19 protein-coding genes are annotated in these 20331 nt (G+C 33.8%); 5 read left to right on the forward strand and 14 right to left on the reverse strand.

Going from position 1 to position 20331, the window contains the following annotated elements:
• Positions 1-265 precede the first annotated feature (265 nt).
• Positions 266-904 carry an MBL fold metallo-hydrolase gene (locus A0O34_RS12995; RefSeq protein ID WP_066755222.1) on the reverse strand — a complete coding sequence of 213 codons (639 nt, stop codon included), beginning with the start codon at positions 902-904 and terminating at the stop codon, positions 266-268.
• Positions 905-1190: 286 nt separating this feature from the next.
• Between A0O34_RS12995 and A0O34_RS13000 the strand changes: the two genes are divergently transcribed.
• Entirely contained in the window at positions 1191-2405 is a 1215-nt protein-coding gene (locus A0O34_RS13000; RefSeq protein WP_066755223.1) for a type IX secretion system plug protein, read from the forward strand.
• A gap of 88 nt (positions 2406-2493) precedes the next feature.
• On the opposite strand, the gene A0O34_RS13005 is transcribed toward A0O34_RS13000, so the two are convergent.
• The 5 genes from A0O34_RS13005 to A0O34_RS13030 all read right to left on the reverse strand — a co-directional run bounded on the left by A0O34_RS13005 (position 2494) and on the right by A0O34_RS13030 (position 5965).
• A complete protein-coding gene (locus A0O34_RS13005; RefSeq protein ID WP_066755224.1) occupies positions 2494-2751 on the reverse strand; it encodes a hypothetical protein in 258 nt (85 codons plus the stop codon).
• Positions 2751-2981: a hypothetical protein gene (locus tag A0O34_RS13010; protein ID WP_157886015.1), complete on the reverse strand. Its 231-nt coding sequence runs from the start codon at positions 2979-2981 to the stop codon at positions 2751-2753. The genes A0O34_RS13005 and A0O34_RS13010 overlap by 1 nt, the downstream gene beginning before the upstream one ends.
• 618 nt (positions 2982-3599) lie before the next feature.
• The gene (hemH, locus tag A0O34_RS13020; protein ID WP_066755227.1) at positions 3600-4622 is read right to left on the reverse strand and encodes a ferrochelatase; all 1023 of its coding nucleotides are present in this window, start codon (positions 4620-4622) and stop codon (positions 3600-3602) included.
• Positions 4622-5077: a hypothetical protein gene (locus A0O34_RS13025; RefSeq protein ID WP_066755228.1), complete on the reverse strand. Its 456-nt coding sequence runs from the start codon at positions 5075-5077 to the stop codon at positions 4622-4624. Before A0O34_RS13025 ends, hemH begins: the two co-directional genes overlap by 1 nt.
• 9 nt (positions 5078-5086) lie before the next feature.
• Positions 5087-5965 (reverse strand): NifU family protein, encoded by an 879-nt coding sequence (locus tag A0O34_RS13030; protein ID WP_066755229.1) that lies wholly within the window; start codon positions 5963-5965, stop codon positions 5087-5089.
• A 153-nt stretch (positions 5966-6118) separates the two neighbouring features.
• On the opposite strand from A0O34_RS13030, the gene A0O34_RS13035 reads away from it, so the two are divergent.
• The gene (locus tag A0O34_RS13035) at positions 6119-6655 is read left to right on the forward strand and encodes a gamma carbonic anhydrase family protein (protein WP_066755230.1); all 537 of its coding nucleotides are present in this window, start codon (positions 6119-6121) and stop codon (positions 6653-6655) included.
• A 198-nt stretch (positions 6656-6853) separates the two neighbouring features.
• On the opposite strand, the gene A0O34_RS13040 is transcribed toward A0O34_RS13035, so the two are convergent.
• On the reverse strand, positions 6854-7309 hold the full coding sequence (locus tag A0O34_RS13040; RefSeq protein ID WP_066755231.1) for a hypothetical protein: 456 nt from the start codon (positions 7307-7309) through the stop codon (positions 6854-6856).
• 84 nt (positions 7310-7393) lie between these two features.
• On the opposite strand from A0O34_RS13040, the gene A0O34_RS13045 reads away from it, so the two are divergent.
• A complete protein-coding gene (locus A0O34_RS13045) occupies positions 7394-9520 on the forward strand; it encodes a helix-turn-helix domain-containing protein (protein WP_066755232.1) in 2127 nt (708 codons plus the stop codon).
• A gap of 24 nt (positions 9521-9544) precedes the next feature.
• Here A0O34_RS13045 and A0O34_RS13050 read toward each other — a convergent pair whose 3' ends face one another.
• A complete protein-coding gene (locus A0O34_RS13050; protein ID WP_066755233.1) occupies positions 9545-10000 on the reverse strand; it encodes a hypothetical protein in 456 nt (151 codons plus the stop codon).
• A 210-nt stretch (positions 10001-10210) separates the two neighbouring features.
• On the opposite strand from A0O34_RS13050, the gene A0O34_RS13055 reads away from it, so the two are divergent.
• The gene (locus A0O34_RS13055; protein WP_066755234.1) at positions 10211-11215 is read left to right on the forward strand and encodes an LLM class flavin-dependent oxidoreductase; all 1005 of its coding nucleotides are present in this window, start codon (positions 10211-10213) and stop codon (positions 11213-11215) included.
• A gap of 68 nt (positions 11216-11283) precedes the next feature.
• Positions 11284-12405, forward strand: coding sequence for a 3,4-dihydroxy-2-butanone-4-phosphate synthase (ribB, locus tag A0O34_RS13060; protein ID WP_066755235.1), 1122 nt, complete (start codon positions 11284-11286; stop codon positions 12403-12405).
• 46 nt (positions 12406-12451) lie between these two features.
• On the opposite strand, the gene fmt is transcribed toward ribB, so the two are convergent.
• From fmt to folK, 6 genes are all read right to left on the reverse strand, one after another.
• Positions 12452-13399 carry a methionyl-tRNA formyltransferase gene (fmt, locus tag A0O34_RS13065; RefSeq protein ID WP_066755236.1) on the reverse strand — a complete coding sequence of 316 codons (948 nt, stop codon included), beginning with the start codon at positions 13397-13399 and terminating at the stop codon, positions 12452-12454.
• A gap of 99 nt (positions 13400-13498) precedes the next feature.
• Complete coding sequence (locus tag A0O34_RS13070; RefSeq protein WP_066755237.1) at positions 13499-15400, reverse strand: RecQ family ATP-dependent DNA helicase; 1902 nt, start codon at positions 15398-15400, stop codon at positions 13499-13501.
• An 83-nt stretch (positions 15401-15483) separates the two neighbouring features.
• Positions 15484-16938, reverse strand: a complete 1455-nt coding sequence (locus A0O34_RS13075; RefSeq protein WP_066755238.1) for an OmpA family protein — start codon at positions 16936-16938, stop codon at positions 15484-15486.
• Positions 16939-17141: 203 nt separating this feature from the next.
• Positions 17142-18686, reverse strand: coding sequence for an OmpA family protein (locus tag A0O34_RS13080; protein WP_066755239.1), 1545 nt, complete (start codon positions 18684-18686; stop codon positions 17142-17144).
• 86 nt (positions 18687-18772) lie between these two features.
• Complete coding sequence (locus A0O34_RS13085; RefSeq protein WP_066755240.1) at positions 18773-19882, reverse strand: flagellar motor protein MotB; 1110 nt, start codon at positions 19880-19882, stop codon at positions 18773-18775.
• Between the two features lie 21 nt (positions 19883-19903).
• Complete coding sequence (gene folK / locus A0O34_RS13090) at positions 19904-20320, reverse strand: 2-amino-4-hydroxy-6-hydroxymethyldihydropteridine diphosphokinase (RefSeq protein ID WP_066755241.1); 417 nt, start codon at positions 20318-20320, stop codon at positions 19904-19906.
• Positions 20321-20331 lie beyond the last annotated feature (11 nt).

A 20331-nucleotide genomic window follows, 5' to 3' on the forward strand; every position in this document is an offset into this window, starting at 1 on the left:
AGCCCGTTTATTTAAATTTAAAAATTCAATTGGCTTTAGCCAAAACTTATTTTGAAACACAAAAAACGCAAATACTTTCACAAATATCCACAATCATCTGTGTAAATCTGAGTAATCTGTGGGAGAAAAATTATACATTAAATTTATCATTTCGCAAAAAAGAAATTTGTTACATAGATTCTCCACTTTCGCTCATTCTGAATAACAATGTAGTTGTAAAAACTCTAAAACCCTAGAACTCTCCTACACTAAAACACTCAAACCCTTACTTCAAAAACGGATTATACTGTTTCTCAAAACCAATATTCGTAGGATTTCCATGACCTGAAAAAACCTGTGTTTCATCATCTAAAATGAAAAGCTTAGTTTTAATTCCATCAATTAATTGCTCGTAATTTCCTTTATAAAGATCGGTTCTTCCGATACTTTGTTCAAAAAGAACATCACCGGAGATCATGAATTTCTGATTTTCATTATGATAAACTACACTTCCCGGAGAATGTCCCGGAACATGATAAATTTTAAACTTTTCTCCGTCTAATTCTAATTTGTCACCCTCATTTACGTATTCTACATCAACTTTTACCGGATCAATTTGAAAACCAAATCTCATTCCGCTTGCTTGGAGCATATCTAATACTTCCTGATCTTCTTTGTGTAGACTTACAGGAACTTTAAATGTATCAAAAGCCCATTGCAAGCCTAAAACATGATCAATGTGAGTATGAGTCAACAATATTTTCTGAATTTTTAATTCATTTTCTTTAATGAAATTATCGATCGCTTTTGTTTCCTGTTCGTTCATATTTCCCGGATCGATCAACCAGGCATTTTTGTTTTCATTATAAACGATATAAGTATTTTCGCTTGCAAAATTGAATACGAAGCCTTGAATTTGAAGCATATGCTGAATGTTTTTATTAGGACAAATTTAACTATAATAGTTCTTGTTTAAAACACCTTAATGAGTTTTTAATTATTTAAAAATGCTTCGACTGCGTTCAGCATGACATCGCTAAAAAAATACGTTACAATAAAACAGTTAGTATTAGAAATGTCATGCTGAGCGAAGTCGAAGCATCTATTTTTTAATTTTAGCTATTAATTTTACATATTTAATAATTAGAAAATTGATAAGTCAAACAGATTTATTACAATGAAAATCCCATTTTTTCGTTATCTTCGTCATAATGAAAACTTTGCGCATACTTTTACTTTCTTTGAGTGGTTTGGTTTTTGGACAAAACATCCAAAGTATACAATTGTTCAACCCACAGACGAATGATGAAACTCCGGTGATCAACCTTAATCAGACCTTAGTTTTAAGCTTTGATGATCTTACAAATTCAAGTGATATTTTTAGATATACGATCAAGCATTATGACAGAAACTGGCAGGACGATAATCTCTTCTTTACAGAATTTGCCAATGGAAGTCTAAATGGTATGATTGATAAGTTTCAGTATTCATTCAATACACTACAGGCTTATACACATTATACGCTGACATTTCCTAATGACAAAATGCAACCGAAAGTTTCAGGGAATTTTGAGTTGATCGTTTATAAAGATTCTGCGGAAAAACCTCTTTTTAAAAGAAGATTTTATGTAGTTGAAGATAATGCGAATTTAGCTTTAAATATTTCAAGAATTTCGGATGCAAGAAATCCAAATGCGAACCAAAGAGTAGAAGTACAGGCGGTTTCAAAAGGTGGAGATCTTTCTTCTAATGTCAATTCAATGAGTTTGAATGTGATGCAGAATAACAATCCGAACGTTACGGTCAATAATTTAAAACCAAGTGCAACTTTAGGAAATAAATTACTTTTCCAGCAAATGAATCTTGTTTTTCCCGGAAATAATGAATTTTATTATTTCGATAACAAAAACATGAATTTGCCGGCAGATATGGTTCAGACAACAGAATTGAAAGACGGAGTGAATCAAACGTATCTTCATCCGGTTTGGGCTTTCCCTCTGAATTATCAATATCAACCGGACGTGAACGGAGCTTGGTATTACAGAAGAAACGACATCGGACTTGAAAGAAATGCCGAAAGAGAAGCAGATTATTCTTGGGTGTATTTTTCCCTGGAATCTGATCCTGTGGATAAAGAAATTTATGTGTTGGGAGGTTTTAATAATTTTAAACCAAGCAAAGAAAACCAAATGCAGTATGATGAAGCAGGGAAAAAATATGTTGCTAAAATATTCTTGAAGCAAGGTTTCTATAACTACATTCTGGCTACAAAAAATCCTGACGGTTCATTGAATTTCGGTGAAGTCAACGGTAATTTCTGGCAGACGGAAAATCTTTATCAGGCGTTTTTATATTATGCACCTTTCGGAAGAAGCTATGATGGTTTGATGGGGTATGGTGAGTTTAGAACTCCTGTGAGAAAATAAAAAACCTTATAGGTGTCAACTCCTATAAGGCCCTACATATAAAATAGTCCTGAAAAATGTGCTAATATTTTATTTAATCATTTTCAACTTAATTGATCTCCTTAAAGATTGCAGTAATAAATAAACGCTCTTCATCTTCAAAAATATAATGAATGTGAACGGGGAAGTTCTGCATGCTCATTTGTTGGAGTTCTGCTTCGGGATCTTCAGAATTTTCTACAATTTGTTGGATTGATTCTTTCAGATCTTCCAGAAAATAGGCTCCTTTATGTTCTTTTTCTGCATTGAAAACTCTCATAAGAAGTCTTATGTCATTCTTTGCAATGGAGGACAAAAATACTTTCATCAGGCAAAATTCTTTTCCAGCTCAGAAATATTTTCATAAAAATCAAGTTTTGTCTTCGGATTCTCATTGTGAAACTGAATTCTGTACAAAACTTCATCCATCTGAAACTGAGGAACGGAAAATCTATTCTGCATTTCTAGCTTTTCTACCATTCTTGCCAAAGTTTGAAGCAATTCGGGAGTGAAGCTTTCGATCTTGTGTTTTAAAATTTCGGCAGTTGCATTCATCATTTTTAATTTTTATGGTTAATGCTTTTCTTTTGATAGGGTAAAGTTAAGAAAAATATTTAAATTTTATAATTTTATTTAAAAATAATAGGGGGTTTTTGTTTAAAATTAACATTTATTTAAAATTAAATGTCAAAATACAGGGGGTCTGAAAATAATAATGTTTTTATTTTTATTTGAAGCTTTTTCCAGCTTTCCGCTATATCTTTTGGGTTACGGGCTCCGCTTTGCTCCGCCCGCAACCCAAAAGGATGCCGCTGCAATCCGGGCTAGGGTTGTAGTCGTCATTTTAAACGTTTGGAAAAAACACAAAGTTTGTCATCCTGGAAGGATCCAAGCATAGTATTAGAAAGCAAAGATTCGTGTTTAGATCCTTACAGGATGACAAACTTTATGGAAAATTACTTCAAAATATAAGTTGAAGGTGTCCCGTCACAGAATAAGCCAAAACTATTTTGGTTTAACAATTCCCATCGTGGGACGAAGAGAATTAAAATAGGTTGAGGTTTTCCGGGTTTCCGACGATAAGAAATTAAAAAGGTTTGAGCTTTCGGGAACTCCGACAACGCAAACCTATATTTAAACAAAAAAATAACCTCCGTTTCCGAAGGTTACTATATTTTAAACTAAATAGAATTCATTGAGTTTTTCCTCACACAAAGTTTTCACGACTTCGATCCAGCGATCTTCATCGTTCAGACAAGGAATGTAATGGAAATTTTCTCCACCTCCATGTAGGAACTGTTCTTTTCCTTCCACCGAAATTTCTTCTAAGGTTTCCAGACAATCTGAGACGAAGGCCGGACAAACAATTGCCAGGTTTTTCACTCCTTTTTTGCCTATGCTTTCTAGAGTTTCGTCTGTGTAAGGTTCCATCCATTTATCGTTTCCTAATCTTGACTGGAACGTAACCATTACTTTTTCTTTGGGTAATCCTAATTTTTTAATAACAGAATTGGTCACATCAAAACATTGGTGACGGTAACAAAACTGGTGACTCGGATTATCTTTACGCGAACAGCAATCGTTTAAATTACATGTTTTTGTAGGATCGGTCTTATAAATGTGTCTTTCCGGAACTCCATGATAAGAGAACTGTAGTGCATCGAAGTTTTCCGGAAGTTTTTCTCTGATACTTTCTGCCAGACAATCGGTGTAGATCTCTCTATTGTAAAAAGGTTGAATATAATTGATCTTTATATTAGGGAAGCTCTTTTTTCTAACTTCTTCTGCTTTATCGATAACGGTTTCCGTTGTACTCATCGCATATTGCGGGTACAATGGGAAAAGTACGATTTCGGTAACACCTTGATCAACTAATTTTTGAATTCCAGCTTCAATACTTGGCTGAGCATATCTCATCCCGATTTCAACAGGAACATCTACCAATTTTTGTAGCTTCTTCTGAATTTTCTCAGTGATCACAATCAAGGGTGAACCTTGCTCTGTCCAAACTGTTTTATAAGCTTCTGCAGATTTTGCAGGTCTTGTATTTAAAATAATTCCACGCACTAAAAGGGCTCGAAAAATCCAACGATAATCAATTACCTTTTCGTCCATCAGGAACTCGTCAAGATATTCCTTTACATCATTTACCGCCGTTGATCTTGGTGAGCCAAGATTTACTAATAGAATTCCCTTCATTATTTATTTAGATTTTCCAGTTGTCCATCAACAGTCGGACCATAGTTTTTCTTTAAGTGAAAAATATACACTTCTCTGGCAAGAATTTCCTCGTCTTTTGTTATTCCAAAAGTGGCAAGGTATTTATCGTCTTTCGCAGAGATTATTTTGGTGAACAGCGCAAAATATTCTTCAGGATGTTCACTTAGGAAATTTTCTCCCTTTGTTTTTTTTATTTCGTCCTGAGTTTCTTTGTCAAGCTTATAATAATAGTGAACATAATAATCCAGGAAAGTCGTATTCTTTTTATTAAGCTTATCAAAAACAACATCCATTTTTTGAAGGCTGTCTTTGGCTAAGTTAGATTTCACAAGATCTTCATGAAATCCTGCATTAATATTAGAATGCGACTCAGTCTCTTTCTTACATGAAAAAATACTTAAACTGAAACAAATTAAAAGAAGAAATATTCTCATATTTAATAATTATCCATTTACAGCTTCCACTCTTTCTACCAAATCGGGAACGAATTGTTTTAAAATACCTTCAATTCCGTTTTTCAAAGTAGCGGTAGAGCTTGGGCATCCTGAGCAAGCACCTTGTAAAAGCATTCTTGCTGTTTTAGTAGATTGAACGTATTCCATTAAAGAAATTTTTCCACCATCATTTTCTACAGCAGGAGCAACGTATTCATTTAAAATATCAGAAATTTTCTGCTCATCGTCAGTATAATCTCTATTGATGATCTTTTCTACAGGATTTTCGTGAGTTTGAGCTTCTATTGTTGAGATCTCACCGCCGTTTTGTAAATAGTCAGCGATCAATCCACGAACAGCCATCATTACTTGGTGCCATTCTACAGAATTATCTCTTGTTACGGCCACGAAATTATCAGAAATAAAAACTTCCTTAGTAAAATCAAATTCTTTAAAGATAGCCTGAGCCAAAGGAACTCCATCAGCTTGTTCTCTAGATTTTACTTCAACAAAACCTTCCAATAACAGTTTGCTTGAAACAAACTTCATCACCGCAGGATTTGGAGTCATTTCTGCATAGATTTGATACATTTCCTTTTTCTTTTGAAGGTAAATTCTTGGGTTGGCCAATAATTCATCTTCAATGATGTTTTTCAAACTTTCAACTACGTGTTCCCATTCTACAGTATCTTGTTTTGCTACGGCTACAAAATTTGCCGTAATAAAAATTCTTTCAACAAAAGGATAATTGAATAGTTCTTGTGCTAAAGGAATTTCTGAGATATCAGAATCTCTGTCCAGCTCCAAAGACCCGGGAATCAAGTTGTAGTCTGCTACAAATTTCATCACTTTTGGGTTTTCGGTTGGTTCTATAAGTATAGTATGCATTTTTTCGTTAAATTTGAGATACAAAAATACGGATTTAGAAGTTAGAAGCCAGAAGTTAGAAGTTAGATTTTTGCTATCAGCATCATTTAAAAATTGTGAAGTAAAAATTTAATTGCTAAATCGGCTCATTTTTCAAATTTTCAAAATAAAAATATGGCACTAATAAAAGAACTTTTAGGGAAAACACCGCAAATAGGAGAGAATACTTTTTTAGCTGAAACTGCAACAATCATCGGTGATGTTGTGATGGGTAAAGATTGCAGCATCTGGTATAATGCGGTGATAAGAGGCGATGTAAATTACATCAAGATGGGAGATAAAGTAAATGTTCAGGATAATGTAATGTTACATTGTACGTATGAAAAATATCCTTTAATTATAGGAAATAATGTTTCGGTGGGGCATAATGCTATTGTTCATGGATGTACGATTCAGGATAATGTGTTGATCGGGATGGGTTCTATTGTAATGGATGATTGTTTGGTAGAAGAAAATTCTATTGTTGGCGCAGGTTCTGTAGTGACGCAGGGAACACATATTAAATCTGGTGAAGTTTGGGGTGGTGTTCCGGCAAGAAAAATTAAAGATATTTCTGCACAGTTACTAGAAGGTGAAGTCAACAGAATTGCTAATAATTATGTAAAATATTCTTCTTGGTATAAAGAGAATGCGAAAGAAGTTGAAAGATAGTTTGGATGTCAATTGTGAATTGTGAATTTTCTTCGAAGTCAATTAACTTTGTTGTCAATTTTTTAACACTGTAAAATTCACTTGCAAAGCAAAATTGACCATTCACATTTTAATAATTCACAAAAAAGCATTGTCAAAATTGACAATGCTTTTTTTATCCTTAGTGAGAAAACTCCTGATTGAGTTCGAGTGTTTATTTTATTCTACAGGGTAAACAACCTCTGCTTTTCCGTTGATACATCTGATTCCTGCAGGTTCTCCAACCAATGAACAGTCTGATGTAATGTTATATTTTTTATTAAACTCAGCTTCTTTTGTGTTGTAGCTTTCGATTTTCGGTAAAATCTGAGCTTCTAATTTTGCAGGATAAGCGATATAAGATTTTGGCCCACCACAAGCTTTAGATCCTATTGGAGCAGGTTTCCATTCGTTTGTTGTAGCGTCTGTACATTTTTCTTTAGAAATTTCGGTATCAATTTCAGCTCGCAGTTTATCTAATTGTGCTTGATCATATTTTTGACTGCTTTCGTCAGCAGGTCTTTCTGAAATGTCTTTAGGTAAATTGGTATTAGGGTCAACTTTCGCTTTACATGAATTCAAAGCAAAAACTGAAAATAATACTAAAGTTGGAACCTGAATGAATAATTTTTTCATAAAATAAACTTTTTCTTTCCTCTAATTTTCAAAACTTGTGCCAAGATAAAAAATTCAAATTCATTTTCCGTAATTTTGCGGGCGATGAACAATCATTTTTTTGACTTAATAGAATATACCAACAGAAGCATTTTCTTAACAGGTAAAGCAGGTACAGGAAAAACAACTTTCCTGAACGATTTTGTAAAACGTACAAAAAAGAAGCACATTGTTGTAGCTCCTACGGGAATTGCTGCGATCAATGCAGGAGGTGTTACCATTCACTCGATGTTTGGGCTGCCTTTGCGAACCTTTTTACCGACAACCGACCGTATCGACACCAGTTTGGCGAATAATATTGCCGATCTGATGCCTCATTTTAAATATCGAAAAGATAAGCTTAAACTTTTACGTGAAGTGGAGGTTTTGATTATTGATGAGGTTTCAATGTTGAGAGCGGATGTTTTGGATATGATGGATTTTTCTTTACGATTTATCAGAAGAAACAGCCAGCGTTTTGGAGGCGTTCAGATGTTGTTCATCGGAGATTTATATCAGCTTCCGCCGGTAGTGAGAGACGAACATATTTTAAAAATGTTTTATAATTCTCCCTTCTTTTTTGATAGTCATGCGATCAAAGAGATTCCTTTACTGACGATTGAATTAACAAAAGTTTACCGTCAATCTGACGAAAGCTTTTTAGATATATTGAATGCGATTCGTGATGGAGATGTACGAAGCATAGATTTCGAACACCTTAATGAAAGATACGATCCTGCATTTGAAACAGGAACTGAATCTTATGTCTACTTGTGTTCTCACAACAGAATGGCAGATGAGATCAATCAGGAAAAATTAAAGGAAATAAAAGTGGATCCTTCTACTTTTGAAGCGAAACTTTTCGGTGAATTTAAAGAAAATCAGTTTCCCAACGAGCAATTTTTAGAATTGAAAATCGGAGCTCAGGTGATGTTTATCAGAAATGATATTTCCGGAGAAAAAAGATATTTTAACGGAAAGTTGGGCGAGATTTCCGCTTTAGATGAAAATGAAATTAAAGTAGTTCTCGACGGAAGTGAAAGAGAAATTACCGTAAAGAGAGAAGTTTGGGAACAGAAAAAATATTTTCTGGACACCGATAAAAATATTAAAGAAGAGGTTTTAGGAAGCTTCGAGCAGTTTCCAATAAAGCTGGCTTGGGCGGTTACGATCCATAAAAGTCAGGGATTGACATTTGATAAAGTAATTATTGACGCTGGAAAAAGTTTCACCGCGGGTCAGGTATATGTTGCCTTGTCACGTTGCCGAACATTGGAAGGAATTGTGTTGAAATCTAAAATTACGCCTGAAGTTATTTTTAAAGATAACCGAATTCTACAGTTTCAGGGATCTACTCTTGCCAACGATAATGTCGAGTCTATTTTAAATCAGGAAAAATACGATTACAGCATTAAAAAAGTGCTTCGTACCGTAGATTCAAGATGGATTTTGAATGAAGTGGAAGAATGGAATAAGCTTTCAATTGTTACAAAAAGTATTGATACAGTTAAAACCAATCAATTATATATCCAGTTAAAGCATGAGGTGACCCAATTGGGGAAAATTTTCGAAAAGCTTGAAAAAGTGATTTCCCAAAAAGTAAATAATTTCATTGATCAAAAAGAAGAATGGTCAGAGATTGAAGCCAAAACAAAAGGGGCGGTCAATTTCTTTTTTACTGAAATCAGAGATAAAGTTTTCAGTCCATTAAAAGAATTTTATGCTGAAATAAAAGGAGCAAAAGGTTTAAAACAATACAACGAAGAATTTAGGAATTGGCTGGAAGATATTGAAGAATATCTGAATAGTTTAAAAGAAGCTCATTTATTAGAAACTAAGCTTTTAGACGAAAAGAATGACAAAGAAGTCAGCATGAAAATTGCAAAAGTTCCTTCACAGGTTCTTACTTTTCAACTGTTTGAACAAGGGAAAACTATTGCAGAAGTTGCGTTTGAAAGAGGTTTAGTAAAAGAAACGGTAATCGGACATTTAGCAAAATTTGCAGAACAAGGATTGTTGGATATTTCAAGAGTGATTACGTCAGATAAGATCAAAGCTTTTGAAGATATGTTCTACAAAACTCCTCACGAAACATTGACGGAATGGAAAAATGCCTTACCAAGTAATTTTGAGTTTAATGAAATTAGGATTTTGATTAATCATTATAATTTTAAGAAGGAGAAAAATAAATAATTATATTCTTTTCACTGACATTTATTAAGGAACAATTTCATACTTAGTATTTTCATTATTTCCAAATATTTCATTTTGAATTTGCCTTGCCAGTTGTATGGTCTCCTCAATGTTAGTTTTTGTTTTAATGCATAAATAAGGAACTCCATCATTAACTTCCTCTCTATAGCTGTAATTATTTTTTATGGCAAAGTCTTTTATTTTTTTCAAGTAAGGAAGTTGAGTTTTTTCTATAGCTTCAAATTCTATATTAAATTTAATGTCATTTTCTTCATCTTTTGCAAAATAAATACAATCGTTTCCATTTGAATTAATACCAATAAATTCAAACTCAGTTTTATTTTGACTTAGTAAAACTAATTGTTCATGTAAATCATTAATTATTATTTGTTTAGGAGTAAATTTTTGTTTATTTTTTTCAATATTGGCATTAGTGGAAATTACTTTTAAATTATTTAAAATTGATTTGAAAATATTCATATTGAAATAAGACTGGTTCTGATTTTACAGTTGTTATCAAATATATGAAAATATGTTTTTTAATGCGTATAACAAAAGTTACGGAATCGAAACTTTATTTTCAATAGTTTTTCTCTCATCACACCCATCAGACTTATCAATTACAAAAAGTAACTAATGAAGTTTAGATGTTTTAAATTTGTTTGGTTTTTTAGACCAAAAATTTAAAATATGAAAAACTTTGAAATATCAGTATTAGACCTTGCGCCGGTAAAGCAGGGGAAAAGCATTCATGATAGTTTTCAGGACAGTTTATCTTTAGCAAACTTTACTGAAAATCTTAATTATAATAGATTCTGGCTTGCCGAACATCACAATATGGAAAGCATTGCCAGTTCTGCAACTTCAGTTCTTATTGGTTTTATCGCCAACGGAACAAAAAAAATAAGAGTAGGATCGGGAGGAATTATGCTTCCGAACCACAGTTCATTAGTCATTGCCGAGCAATTCGGAACATTGGAATCTCTTTTTCCTGGAAGAATTGATCTTGGATTGGGAAGAGCTCCGGGAACGGATGGTCTAACTGCTCAGGCTTTGGGTAGAAATCCCGCAATTATCAACGAACAGTTTCCAAGACAGATTTTAGAACTGCAAAAATACTTCTCTAAGGAAAATTCTAATGCATTGGTTCGCGCCATTCCGGGAGAAGGATTGGATATTCCGTTGTATATTTTGGGTTCGAGTACAGACAGTGCTTGGTTGGCTGCAGAATTGGGACTTCCGTATGCTTTCGCAGGACATTTCGCTCCTGAGCAAATGGAAATGGCTTTCAATATTTACAGAGAGCATTTTGAGCCTTCAAAACAATTGGATAAACCTTATATTTTAGCTTGCGTCAATGGAGTAGCAGCCGAAACGACAGAAGAAGCGCACAAACTTTCTACGACTTTATTTCAGGCATTTATCAATATTGTAAGAAACGATAGAAAACCTTTTTCTCCGCCTGTTGATGATATGGATGATGTTTGGTCACCAATGGAAAAATCGATGGTATTACAGAAGTTGAGATATACTTTTATCGGAGATCAATCTGAAATTGCAGAGAAGTTAAAAAGCTTTCAGGAAAAATTCAATGTAGATGAATTAATGATCAATTCTCATATTTACGATCATCAGAAAAGATTGGATTCTTACGACATTATCAGAAAAGCCAAAGACTCTTTATTCAAAGCGTAACAAACCATTTATATTAATTGGGAGATGCTTATTTTTATGAGTATCTTTGCAAAAATCTATAGTAAAAAATGTCTGATATTAAATTAAATACTATTCCTGAGGCTATTGAAGACCTTAAAAATGGTAAAATAATCATAGTAGTAGATGATGAAGACAGAGAAAATGAAGGTGATTTTCTTTGTGCTGCAGAACTTACAACACCAGAATTAATCAATTTTATGGCTGTTCACGGAAGAGGGCTAATTTGTATGCCGCTTCCTGAAAAAAGATGTGACGAGCTTGGTTTAGATATCATGGTAAGCCGTAGCAGTGATCCTAAAGAAACTGCGTTTACTGTTTCTGTTGACCTTTTAGGAAACGGAACTTCTACCGGTATTTCTGCAGGTGACAGAGCGAAAACGATTTTAGCTTTGATGGATGAAAATTCAAAACCAACAGATTTCATGAGACCGGGACACATTTTCCCGCTTCGTGCTAAAAAAGGAGGTGTTTTAAAAAGAGCCGGACATACTGAAGCTGCGATTGATTTGACTCAATTAGCTGGTTTAAAAGAAGGTGGTGTGATCTGTGAGATAATGAATGAAGACGGATCAATGTCTCGTTTACCGGATCTTCAGGTTTTTGCTCAGAAACATGATATGAAAATTGTTTCTATCGAAGATCTGATTCACTATCAGCTTAAAAAAGGAAACCTTATCGACAGATTGGAAGAAAGAAAAGTGAAAACCGCTTATGGCGAGTTTGATTTTTATGCTTTCAGAGAGACTTCAAACGAACAAATCCATTTTGCTTTAACGAAAGGAACTTGGACAGTTGATGAGCCTGTTTTGGTAAGAGTACAGTCTTCTGATTCTTATTTTGACGTGTTAACAAGATTAAATAATGGTGAAAAGCCTTTATTGGAAAAAGTAACAAACATGGTAAATGAGGCTGGAAAAGGTGCAGTTATTTTCATTAATAACGTTTCAAATTCTGAAAATACACTAAAAAAGTTACAACAATTCTTGGATTATCAGGATGGTCAGCAACAGCGTCCAACGTTGGCGTATAATTTCAGAGATTATGGGATCGGAACGCAGATCTTAAAGAATTTAGGAATCAATAAGTTTAAAGTAATCACTCAAAACCCTAATATTAAACCTCAGGTTGGAGGATATGATGTTGAGGTGACAGAGTTGGTTCAACTATAATGATATAGAAACCTTCAAGGTTTTTAAAACCTTGAAGGTTTATTTTTTAAGCCATTTTTATTTCGTCAAAATTTCTGAAACCGTTCAGAAAATCTTTGATATTCATTCTTTTCTTTCCTTCTAATTGTAATTCTAAAGGAAAATATATTCCGTCTTTAGTAAAGATTTTAAATTCATTTTTTGAAATATCTAAACTTCCGATAGTTTTTCCGTGATCTTCAATTTCAAATTTTCCGCCAAATATTTTTAATCCTTTTTCTTCTTCTCCAATTTTTAACGTCGTAAAAGCAGCCGGGTAAGGCGACATTCCCAATATAAACTGATGAACTTCTTTTGATGTTTTCGTCCAATCTATTCTGGTATCTTCCTTAAATATTTTATAAGCATTTTTAGGATGTTCAACTTCTGGCTGAGGCTTTTCCTGAATTGAATTTTCAGCTAAACCGTCTAAAGTTTTCACTACCAACTTTGAACCCATAACCATTAATCTGTCATGAAGTGCTCCTGCATTTTCATCGGGGAAAACATTTAATTCTTCTTGAAGTAAAATATTTCCTTCATCTATTTTTTCATTGATAAAGAACGTTGTGGCACCCGTTTTTTCTTCGCCATTAATAACAGCATAATTGATAGGTGCAGCACCTCTGTAATCAGGAAGAAGAGAAGCATGAAGATTGAATGTACCCATTTTAGGCATTTCAAAAAGAACTCTGGGCATCATTCTAAAAGCGACCACAATGAAAACATCGGCATCTAATTTTCTAAGTTCATCTAAAAATTCAGGATTTCTCAATTTTTCAGGTTGAAAAACTGGAATATTATTTTCTGCAGCAAAGATTTTTACAGGAGATTGATTGATCTTTTGTCCGCGTCCGCTTGCTTTATCGGCAACCGTTACAACACCTACAACTGCATGGTGAGATTTATGAACAGCTTCCAACGAAGTTTTTGCAAACTCTGGAGTGCCTAAAAAAACTACTTTCAATGATTTCATTTTGCAAAGATAGGAGTCTTTTGATTATTGAAAAATTAATTGATTTAAAAATTAAAAGATTCGTCATGGAAATATTACCCATTACCAATTACTCATTACCTATGCTAAAGCATATGTCCTAAAATTCAACATTTTTACTTTTCCTGAGTCTAAGAGATAAATCAGATTTTCTAAAATATTTTCTTTTGGATGGTAACTTAATTGTACAGAAAGTTCTTCGATTGTTGCAGGTTTTTCAGTTAATAATTTGACGATCTGATGGGAAATATTTTTCCCAAACATCGATTGTTTATTCTTTTCACAAACCGAACACTGACCACAATTCTTAGAATTTTTTTCTCCAAAATAAGCTAGAATAAGTTTCATTTTACAGTAGTCATTGCTTTCTGTGTAAAATTTCATTTCTTCCCATTTCTGGATCTTATTTCTTTGAATATGTTCAAACAGCTTCCAATAACCACTGTTGATGACTCTTTCATCTCTCGGTTTTAAGAATTTTACACTTGATAATGCGCCGTCTACATACTCAAGATAATTTTTCTGCTGTAATTCTTTAAGCCTTTCTTTTATTAAATGAATGCTTATTCCTAATTTATTGCTCACCTGCTGTTCGCTGAACAATACTTTATGTGTTGTAATCCCTGAAATTGTACGAAGCAAAAGTTCTATAAAATAGGCATCTTTTTTTGGTAGTTGCTCGATTTCATCTGCCTTTATCATTAATTCTACAGAAGACAGACTCTTATTATCATTAAAATAAATGATTTCCTGATTGTGAAGGAAATTCAAAACGTTTTTAATTTTTGCGGTCGATAATTTGGTGAAATTTTGAATTCCTGTAGCGTTTAACTGAAATGTTTTCTCAGGTAATTCATATTCTGCAACCTGGAAAATAGAGTAGAGGTAAGTAACGATTTTTAGAAATTCTGCTTTATTGGGAGTCTGATTTTTTAAGATCTGATCAAAATTTGATATTTCCTGTTGATTCCAAAGCATGAAGGCAAAACTATCTTTTCCGTCTCTTCCTGATCTTCCGATTTCCTGATAATAATTTTCAATTGATGGAGCAGGCGAGAAGTGGATCACAAAACGAACATTGTCTTTATCGATTCCCATCCCGAATGCATTAGTTGAAATTAAAACATGATTGTTATTTCTGTTCCAATGATTTTGTTTCGAGTTTTTCTCTTTTGTAGTTAATCCAGCATGGAAAAAATCTACATTTTTTAATTGATTTTTATGTAAATATTCAGTTAATAATTCAGCTTCCTTTCTTGTACGAACATATATAATCCCAGAATCATTATTATATTTTAAAATATTAAAAATTCGCTGAAATTTATCAGAAACCTCTTCTGTGAAAATTTTAATATTATCTCTTTTAAAACTTCTATGAAAAATCTGAGGATTTTTAAGTTCCAGTTTAGTTTTAATTTCTTCCAATACTTTTGGAGTTGCTGTAGCTGTTAAAGCCAAGCACGGAATTTCAGGATTATTCTTTCTGAATCCTTTTATGTTTTGATAACTGGGTCTAAAATCCTGTCCCCATTCCGAAATACAGTGCGCTTCATCTACTGCAATGAATGACATTTGTATTTCTTCAATATTTTGTAAAAACTGTTTATTCGTCAATCTTTCTGGAGAAACATAAAGAAGTTTTGTTAAACCGTCTTTGCATCTGTTATAAATCACTTCAGCATCAAAATCATCAAGTTCTGAAGATAGATATTCTGCTTCAATTCCACGAAATTTTAATTGATTGACCTGATCTTTCATTAATGCCAAAAGAGGAGAAATAACCAGACAAGTTCCTTCTTTTAATAAGGCCGGAAGCTGATAACACAAGGATTTTCCCGCTCCTGTAGGTAAAAGAACCAAAGTATCTTTTTCGGTAAGAACAGAATTAATAATTTCTTCCTGAGAATCTCTGAATTCATCATATCCCCAAAAATATTTCAGGGTTTCATATTTTAATTTTTGAAAGTCTTGTTGAGAAATCATGAGGTAAAAATAAGGAAAGTATTGTATTACAACAAAAAAAGTCACGCAATGCGTGACTTTAATATAATTAAATAATTAGTTTATTATTTAGCTTCAAAGTAAACTCTTCTGTTTGCTCTGTTTTTCCATTCCGGACACTTAGTAGCAGGGTCACACTCAGGGTATTTAAGGTCTTTTTCACCTTTACCGATAGCGTTTAATTTAGTAGACTCTACACCGTTTTTCACTAAGTAACTCTTAACACTATTCGCTCTTCTTTCAGATAATTTTTGGTTATAAGCATCAGAAGCTCTAGTATCAGTTGCACCAACTACATTATATGCTCCGTTTGAAGAATTAATATAGCTAACTGCATTGTTAAGAATAGGTGTGTTAGATGGTAAGATTCTATCAGAATTTAAATCAAATTCAATTCCTTCTAAAGTTCTTGTATCATCAGTTACAGGTCCTGTAGTTGTTGCTGTAGGACAACCGTTGTTTTCAACAGGTCCAGGAACAGTTACACACTTATCGTAAAGATCGATTACTCCATCTAAATCTGTATCAAGAGCTACACCTGCACCGTCAACTCTTGCACCGGCAGGAGTATCAAGTTGTCTGTCCCAGTCGTCGCAAACACCATCATTATCAGCATCTCCTTTTTTACAAACTTCGATATCCTGGTTTTTATTAGCCAATACATCTAATTTATAATAGATTTCCTGCAATGGGTCATGCCACATTAAGTGAGATTCGTGCTTTCCTAATTTTAAAGAAAGACCTAAAGTCGCGTTAAAGAAATTATCAGAAACTTGCTCTTCACGTTGGTTAACAGCACTGTATTGTGCACCTCCACCATCAAACTCATCATCACCAGTCATCACATACATTAGTCTACCTTCGATATCTAATCTTCTGTTAACTTTGAATTTAAGACCAGCACCAGCCTGACCGAAGAATGAACCTAATTTGAAAGGCTTAATTTCAGTCATTAATCTTTGTCCAGTCTCATCTTTTTGATAAGCTTTGTACGCTAAAGTACCAATACCCGCATATCCGTGTAATGCCCATCTGTATGGAGAATGATTATCAACTCTTCTTAATAAATTTGAGAAGTTGATATCTCCTAAGATAGAGATCGCATCATACTGAGTTCTACCTGCTACTTGCTGATATTTTGAAGCATCTGCAGGGGCAGCATCTTTAGTGTTGAACCAACCTTGTCTTGTTTCTCCTCTGTCATACTGAAGGTTAATACCAAAAGCATGAGTAATCGCTTTATCAATACTGATGTAAGCAGAATATCCAAAAAGATTTTTACCGTTACCGTTTTTAATTGATGTTAAATCCGCAGATTGAACCAAAGGAACACCGGCACCAATTGAAATTGCCCAATCGTTAAATCTCTTAGATTTCTGTGTAAATGGGGAAACATTAGCAGAGCCAGAAGAAAACGTATTCGGGTATTTTCCGTTCGAAGAAACTGCCGTTGAGTCTTGTGCATAACTTGCCGTAGGGACAGCCAATGCCAACGCAACAATTGCTAAACTTAATTTCATAGTGTATTTTTTTATTTAGTTAATTAAATGATTGTATTTTTCAGGATGAATATTTTTGCTAACATTTATTGGGTTAAATATTTAGCTGTTTTTAAGAACCCATTCTGAAAATTATGTAAATTTAATAAAAAAAAACCAGTTTATGGAAAAATAAAACCGAAAAGAACTTCTTTTCGGTTTTATTTTATTTATTATAAAGAAAATTACTTTTTCTTCTTTTTAGCAGGAGCTTTTTTAACTGCTTTTTTTGCAGTAGGAGTGTCAGTGTAATCTTTCTTTTGAATAGAATTCCACTCACCCGCATCCTCTATAGCTTTTACTGTAACTTTTCTATCAGCTAATCTTTCTGCATCAGAAGCAGTCGCAGGGATTGTTGCTTCAGCAGAACCTACACCTTTAGATTTAAGTACATCTGCAGAAACTCCTCTTGTTTCTAAAGCTACAACAACAGCCGCAGCTCTTTCCTGAGAAAGTTTTAAATTGTAACCTGCATTTCCTTTAATATCAGTATGTCCTGTCAGTAAATATTTACCGTCATTTTCTTTAATAATCTTAGCTGCCTGATCCAGTCTTTCATTAGATTCTGGTCTGATAGTAGCTTTATTGAAATTAAAGTATACATTCTTTAGTTCCTGTTCTACCGCCGTAGCAGTTACAGTGTTATCTTTTTTCACAGGACAACCGTTATTATCAACAGGTCCAGGAACAGTTACACACTTATCGTAAAGATCGATTACTCCATCTAAATCTGTATCAAGAGCTACACCAGCACCATCAACTCTTGCACCAGCAGGAGTATCAAGTTGTCTGTCCCAATCGTCGCAAACACCGTCATTATCAGCATCTCCTTTTTTACAAACTTCGATATCCTGGTTTTTGTTAGCCAATACATCTAATTTATAATAGATTTCCTGCAATGGGTCGTGCCACATTAAGTGAGATTCGTGTTTTCCTAACTTTAAAGAGATCCCTAAAGTAGCGTTGAAGAAGTTATCAGAAACTTGTTCTTCACGTTGGTTGATAGCACTGTATTGTGCACCTCCACCATCAAACTCATCATCACCAGTCATCACATACATTAGTCTACCTTCGATATCTAATCTTCTGTTAACTTTAAATTTAAGACCAGCACCAGCCTGACCGAAGAATGAACCTAATTTGAAAGGCTTGATTTCAGTCATTAATTTTTGTCCAGTCTCATCTTTTTGATAAGCCTTGTATGCTAAAGTACCAATACCCGCATACCCGTGTAATGCCCATCTGTATGGAGAATGGTTATCAACTCTTCTTAATAAGTTTGAGAAGTTGATATCTCCTAAGATAGAGATTGCATCATACTGAGTTCTACCTGCTACTTGCTGATATTTTGAAGCATTTGCAGGGGCAGTATCCTTAGTATTAAACCATCCTTGTCTTGTTTCTCCTCTGTCATACTGAAGGTTAATACCAAAAGCATGAGTAATCGCTTTATCAATACTAATGTAAGCAGAATATCCAAAAAGATTTTTACCGTTACCGTTTTTAATTGATGTTAAATCTGCAGATTGAACCAAAGGTACTCCGGCACCAATTGATACTGCCCAATCGTTAAATCGCTTAGATTTTTGCGTAAATGGAGAAACATTAGCAGAGCCGGAAGAAAACGTATTGGGATATTTTCCGTTTGAAGAAACTGCCGTTGAGTCTTGTGCACTAATAGCCGAGGGAAAGGCTAATGCTAGTACAGCAATTGCTAAACTTAATTTCATAGTGTATTTTTATTTATTTTATTAAATAATTTTGTTTTAAGTAAAGTGGATTTACTTAATTTTTTTAGATGTTTAAAAGTGATTGTTTATTTAGTAGGACAACCATTGTTTTCTGCAGGACCAGGTACAGTTACACACTTATCGTATAAGTCGATAACACCATCAAGATCCATGTCTAAAGCAACACCGGCACCATCTACTCTTGCACCAGCAGGAGTATTAAGCTCTCTATCCCAGTCATCGCAAACTCCGTCATTGTCATTATCACCTTTTTCACAAACAACAAAATCTGTTGAAGCATTTTCAAGAACATTTGTTCTGTAGTAAGCTTCCTGTAAAGGATCATGCCAAGCTAAGTGAGACATATGTTTACCTAATTTAAATGATACACCTAAATTAACTGTCCACATATTATCAGATCTTCTATCATTGATCGTGTTGTATCTCGAAACTGTAGAGTTAGGATTGTAGTCGTTTGGACTAGCCCATCCACCACCGTCGAACTCGTCATCACCACTGATGATGTACATTGTTCTAGCTTCGATGTCAATAAGTTTTGAAACATTATATTTCAAACCTAAACCAAACTGATAGTAAATTGAGTTAATGTCAAGTTTCTGATCAATAAACAAAGGAATTCTTGCGGGAGTCGTACTCCATCTGTACTCGTTGTTGTCGTGTAAAGATGTGTTATAGTTCATGAGTCCAATACCTCCATAACCATGTAATGCCCATCTGTAAGTAGAATGATTATCAACTCTTCTCAAAATATTTGAAAAGTTAACATCTCCTAATAAAGCAACTTGGTTATACTTGGTTTTTGCAACTCCTACACCAGCTAATTGTCCGGGTACACCGTCCAACATAGCTTTTTGATTTGTTTCACCTCTTTGGTAAATAATGCTTAAACCGAAAGTGTGTGTGATCTGCTTGTCTATACTTACGTAACTGTTATAACCCCAATTAACCTTTTTGTCATAAAATGACGTAAGATCTGATTGAGTCATAAATGCTGCACCTCCACCAACTGAAATACTCCAGTCGTTAAATCTTCTAGCCTTGTTGTCGAAAGTTTGGACATTGGCAGAACCTGAGGAAAAAGTATTCGGGTATTCGCTAGAGGAACTAACGGCGATACTGTCCTGAGCATAAGTAGCAATAGGCAAAGCGGCCAATAATAATAAACCTAATTTCATACAATATGTTTTATGTTTTATTTAAAAAAAATCTTTTAATAATATTCTAGAGAATTCCCGTTCAAAAAGATGTTTCTGATGAGGGACTTCTAACCTTTCTGATGTGAATTTCAATTCATCATATTTAACGATGTCAATATCTATTATTCTGTCGGCATAGCCTCCTGAAACCTTTGAATCGTTAACTCTTCCCATCTCAACTTCAATACTTTTAATAAAATCAAGTAGCTGAATTGGTGAAAGATGTGTGAATATAATTGATGCAATATTACAAAAAATATTGGAACTAACAAATTCTACAGGCTCAGATGTTAAAAATTCACTAATTTTTAATATATCATTACCTCCTTTTTTAATGTGTTCTAGGGCTTCTTGTAAATTTTTTTTTTTGTCTCCAATGTTACTTCCCAGTAACAAAACTACCTTATGCTGCGACATATTGGAAAATG

This window comes from Chryseobacterium glaciei, assembly GCF_001648155.1.
In the GTDB taxonomy this organism is placed as follows: Bacteria; Bacteroidota; Bacteroidia; order Flavobacteriales; family Weeksellaceae; genus Chryseobacterium; species Chryseobacterium glaciei.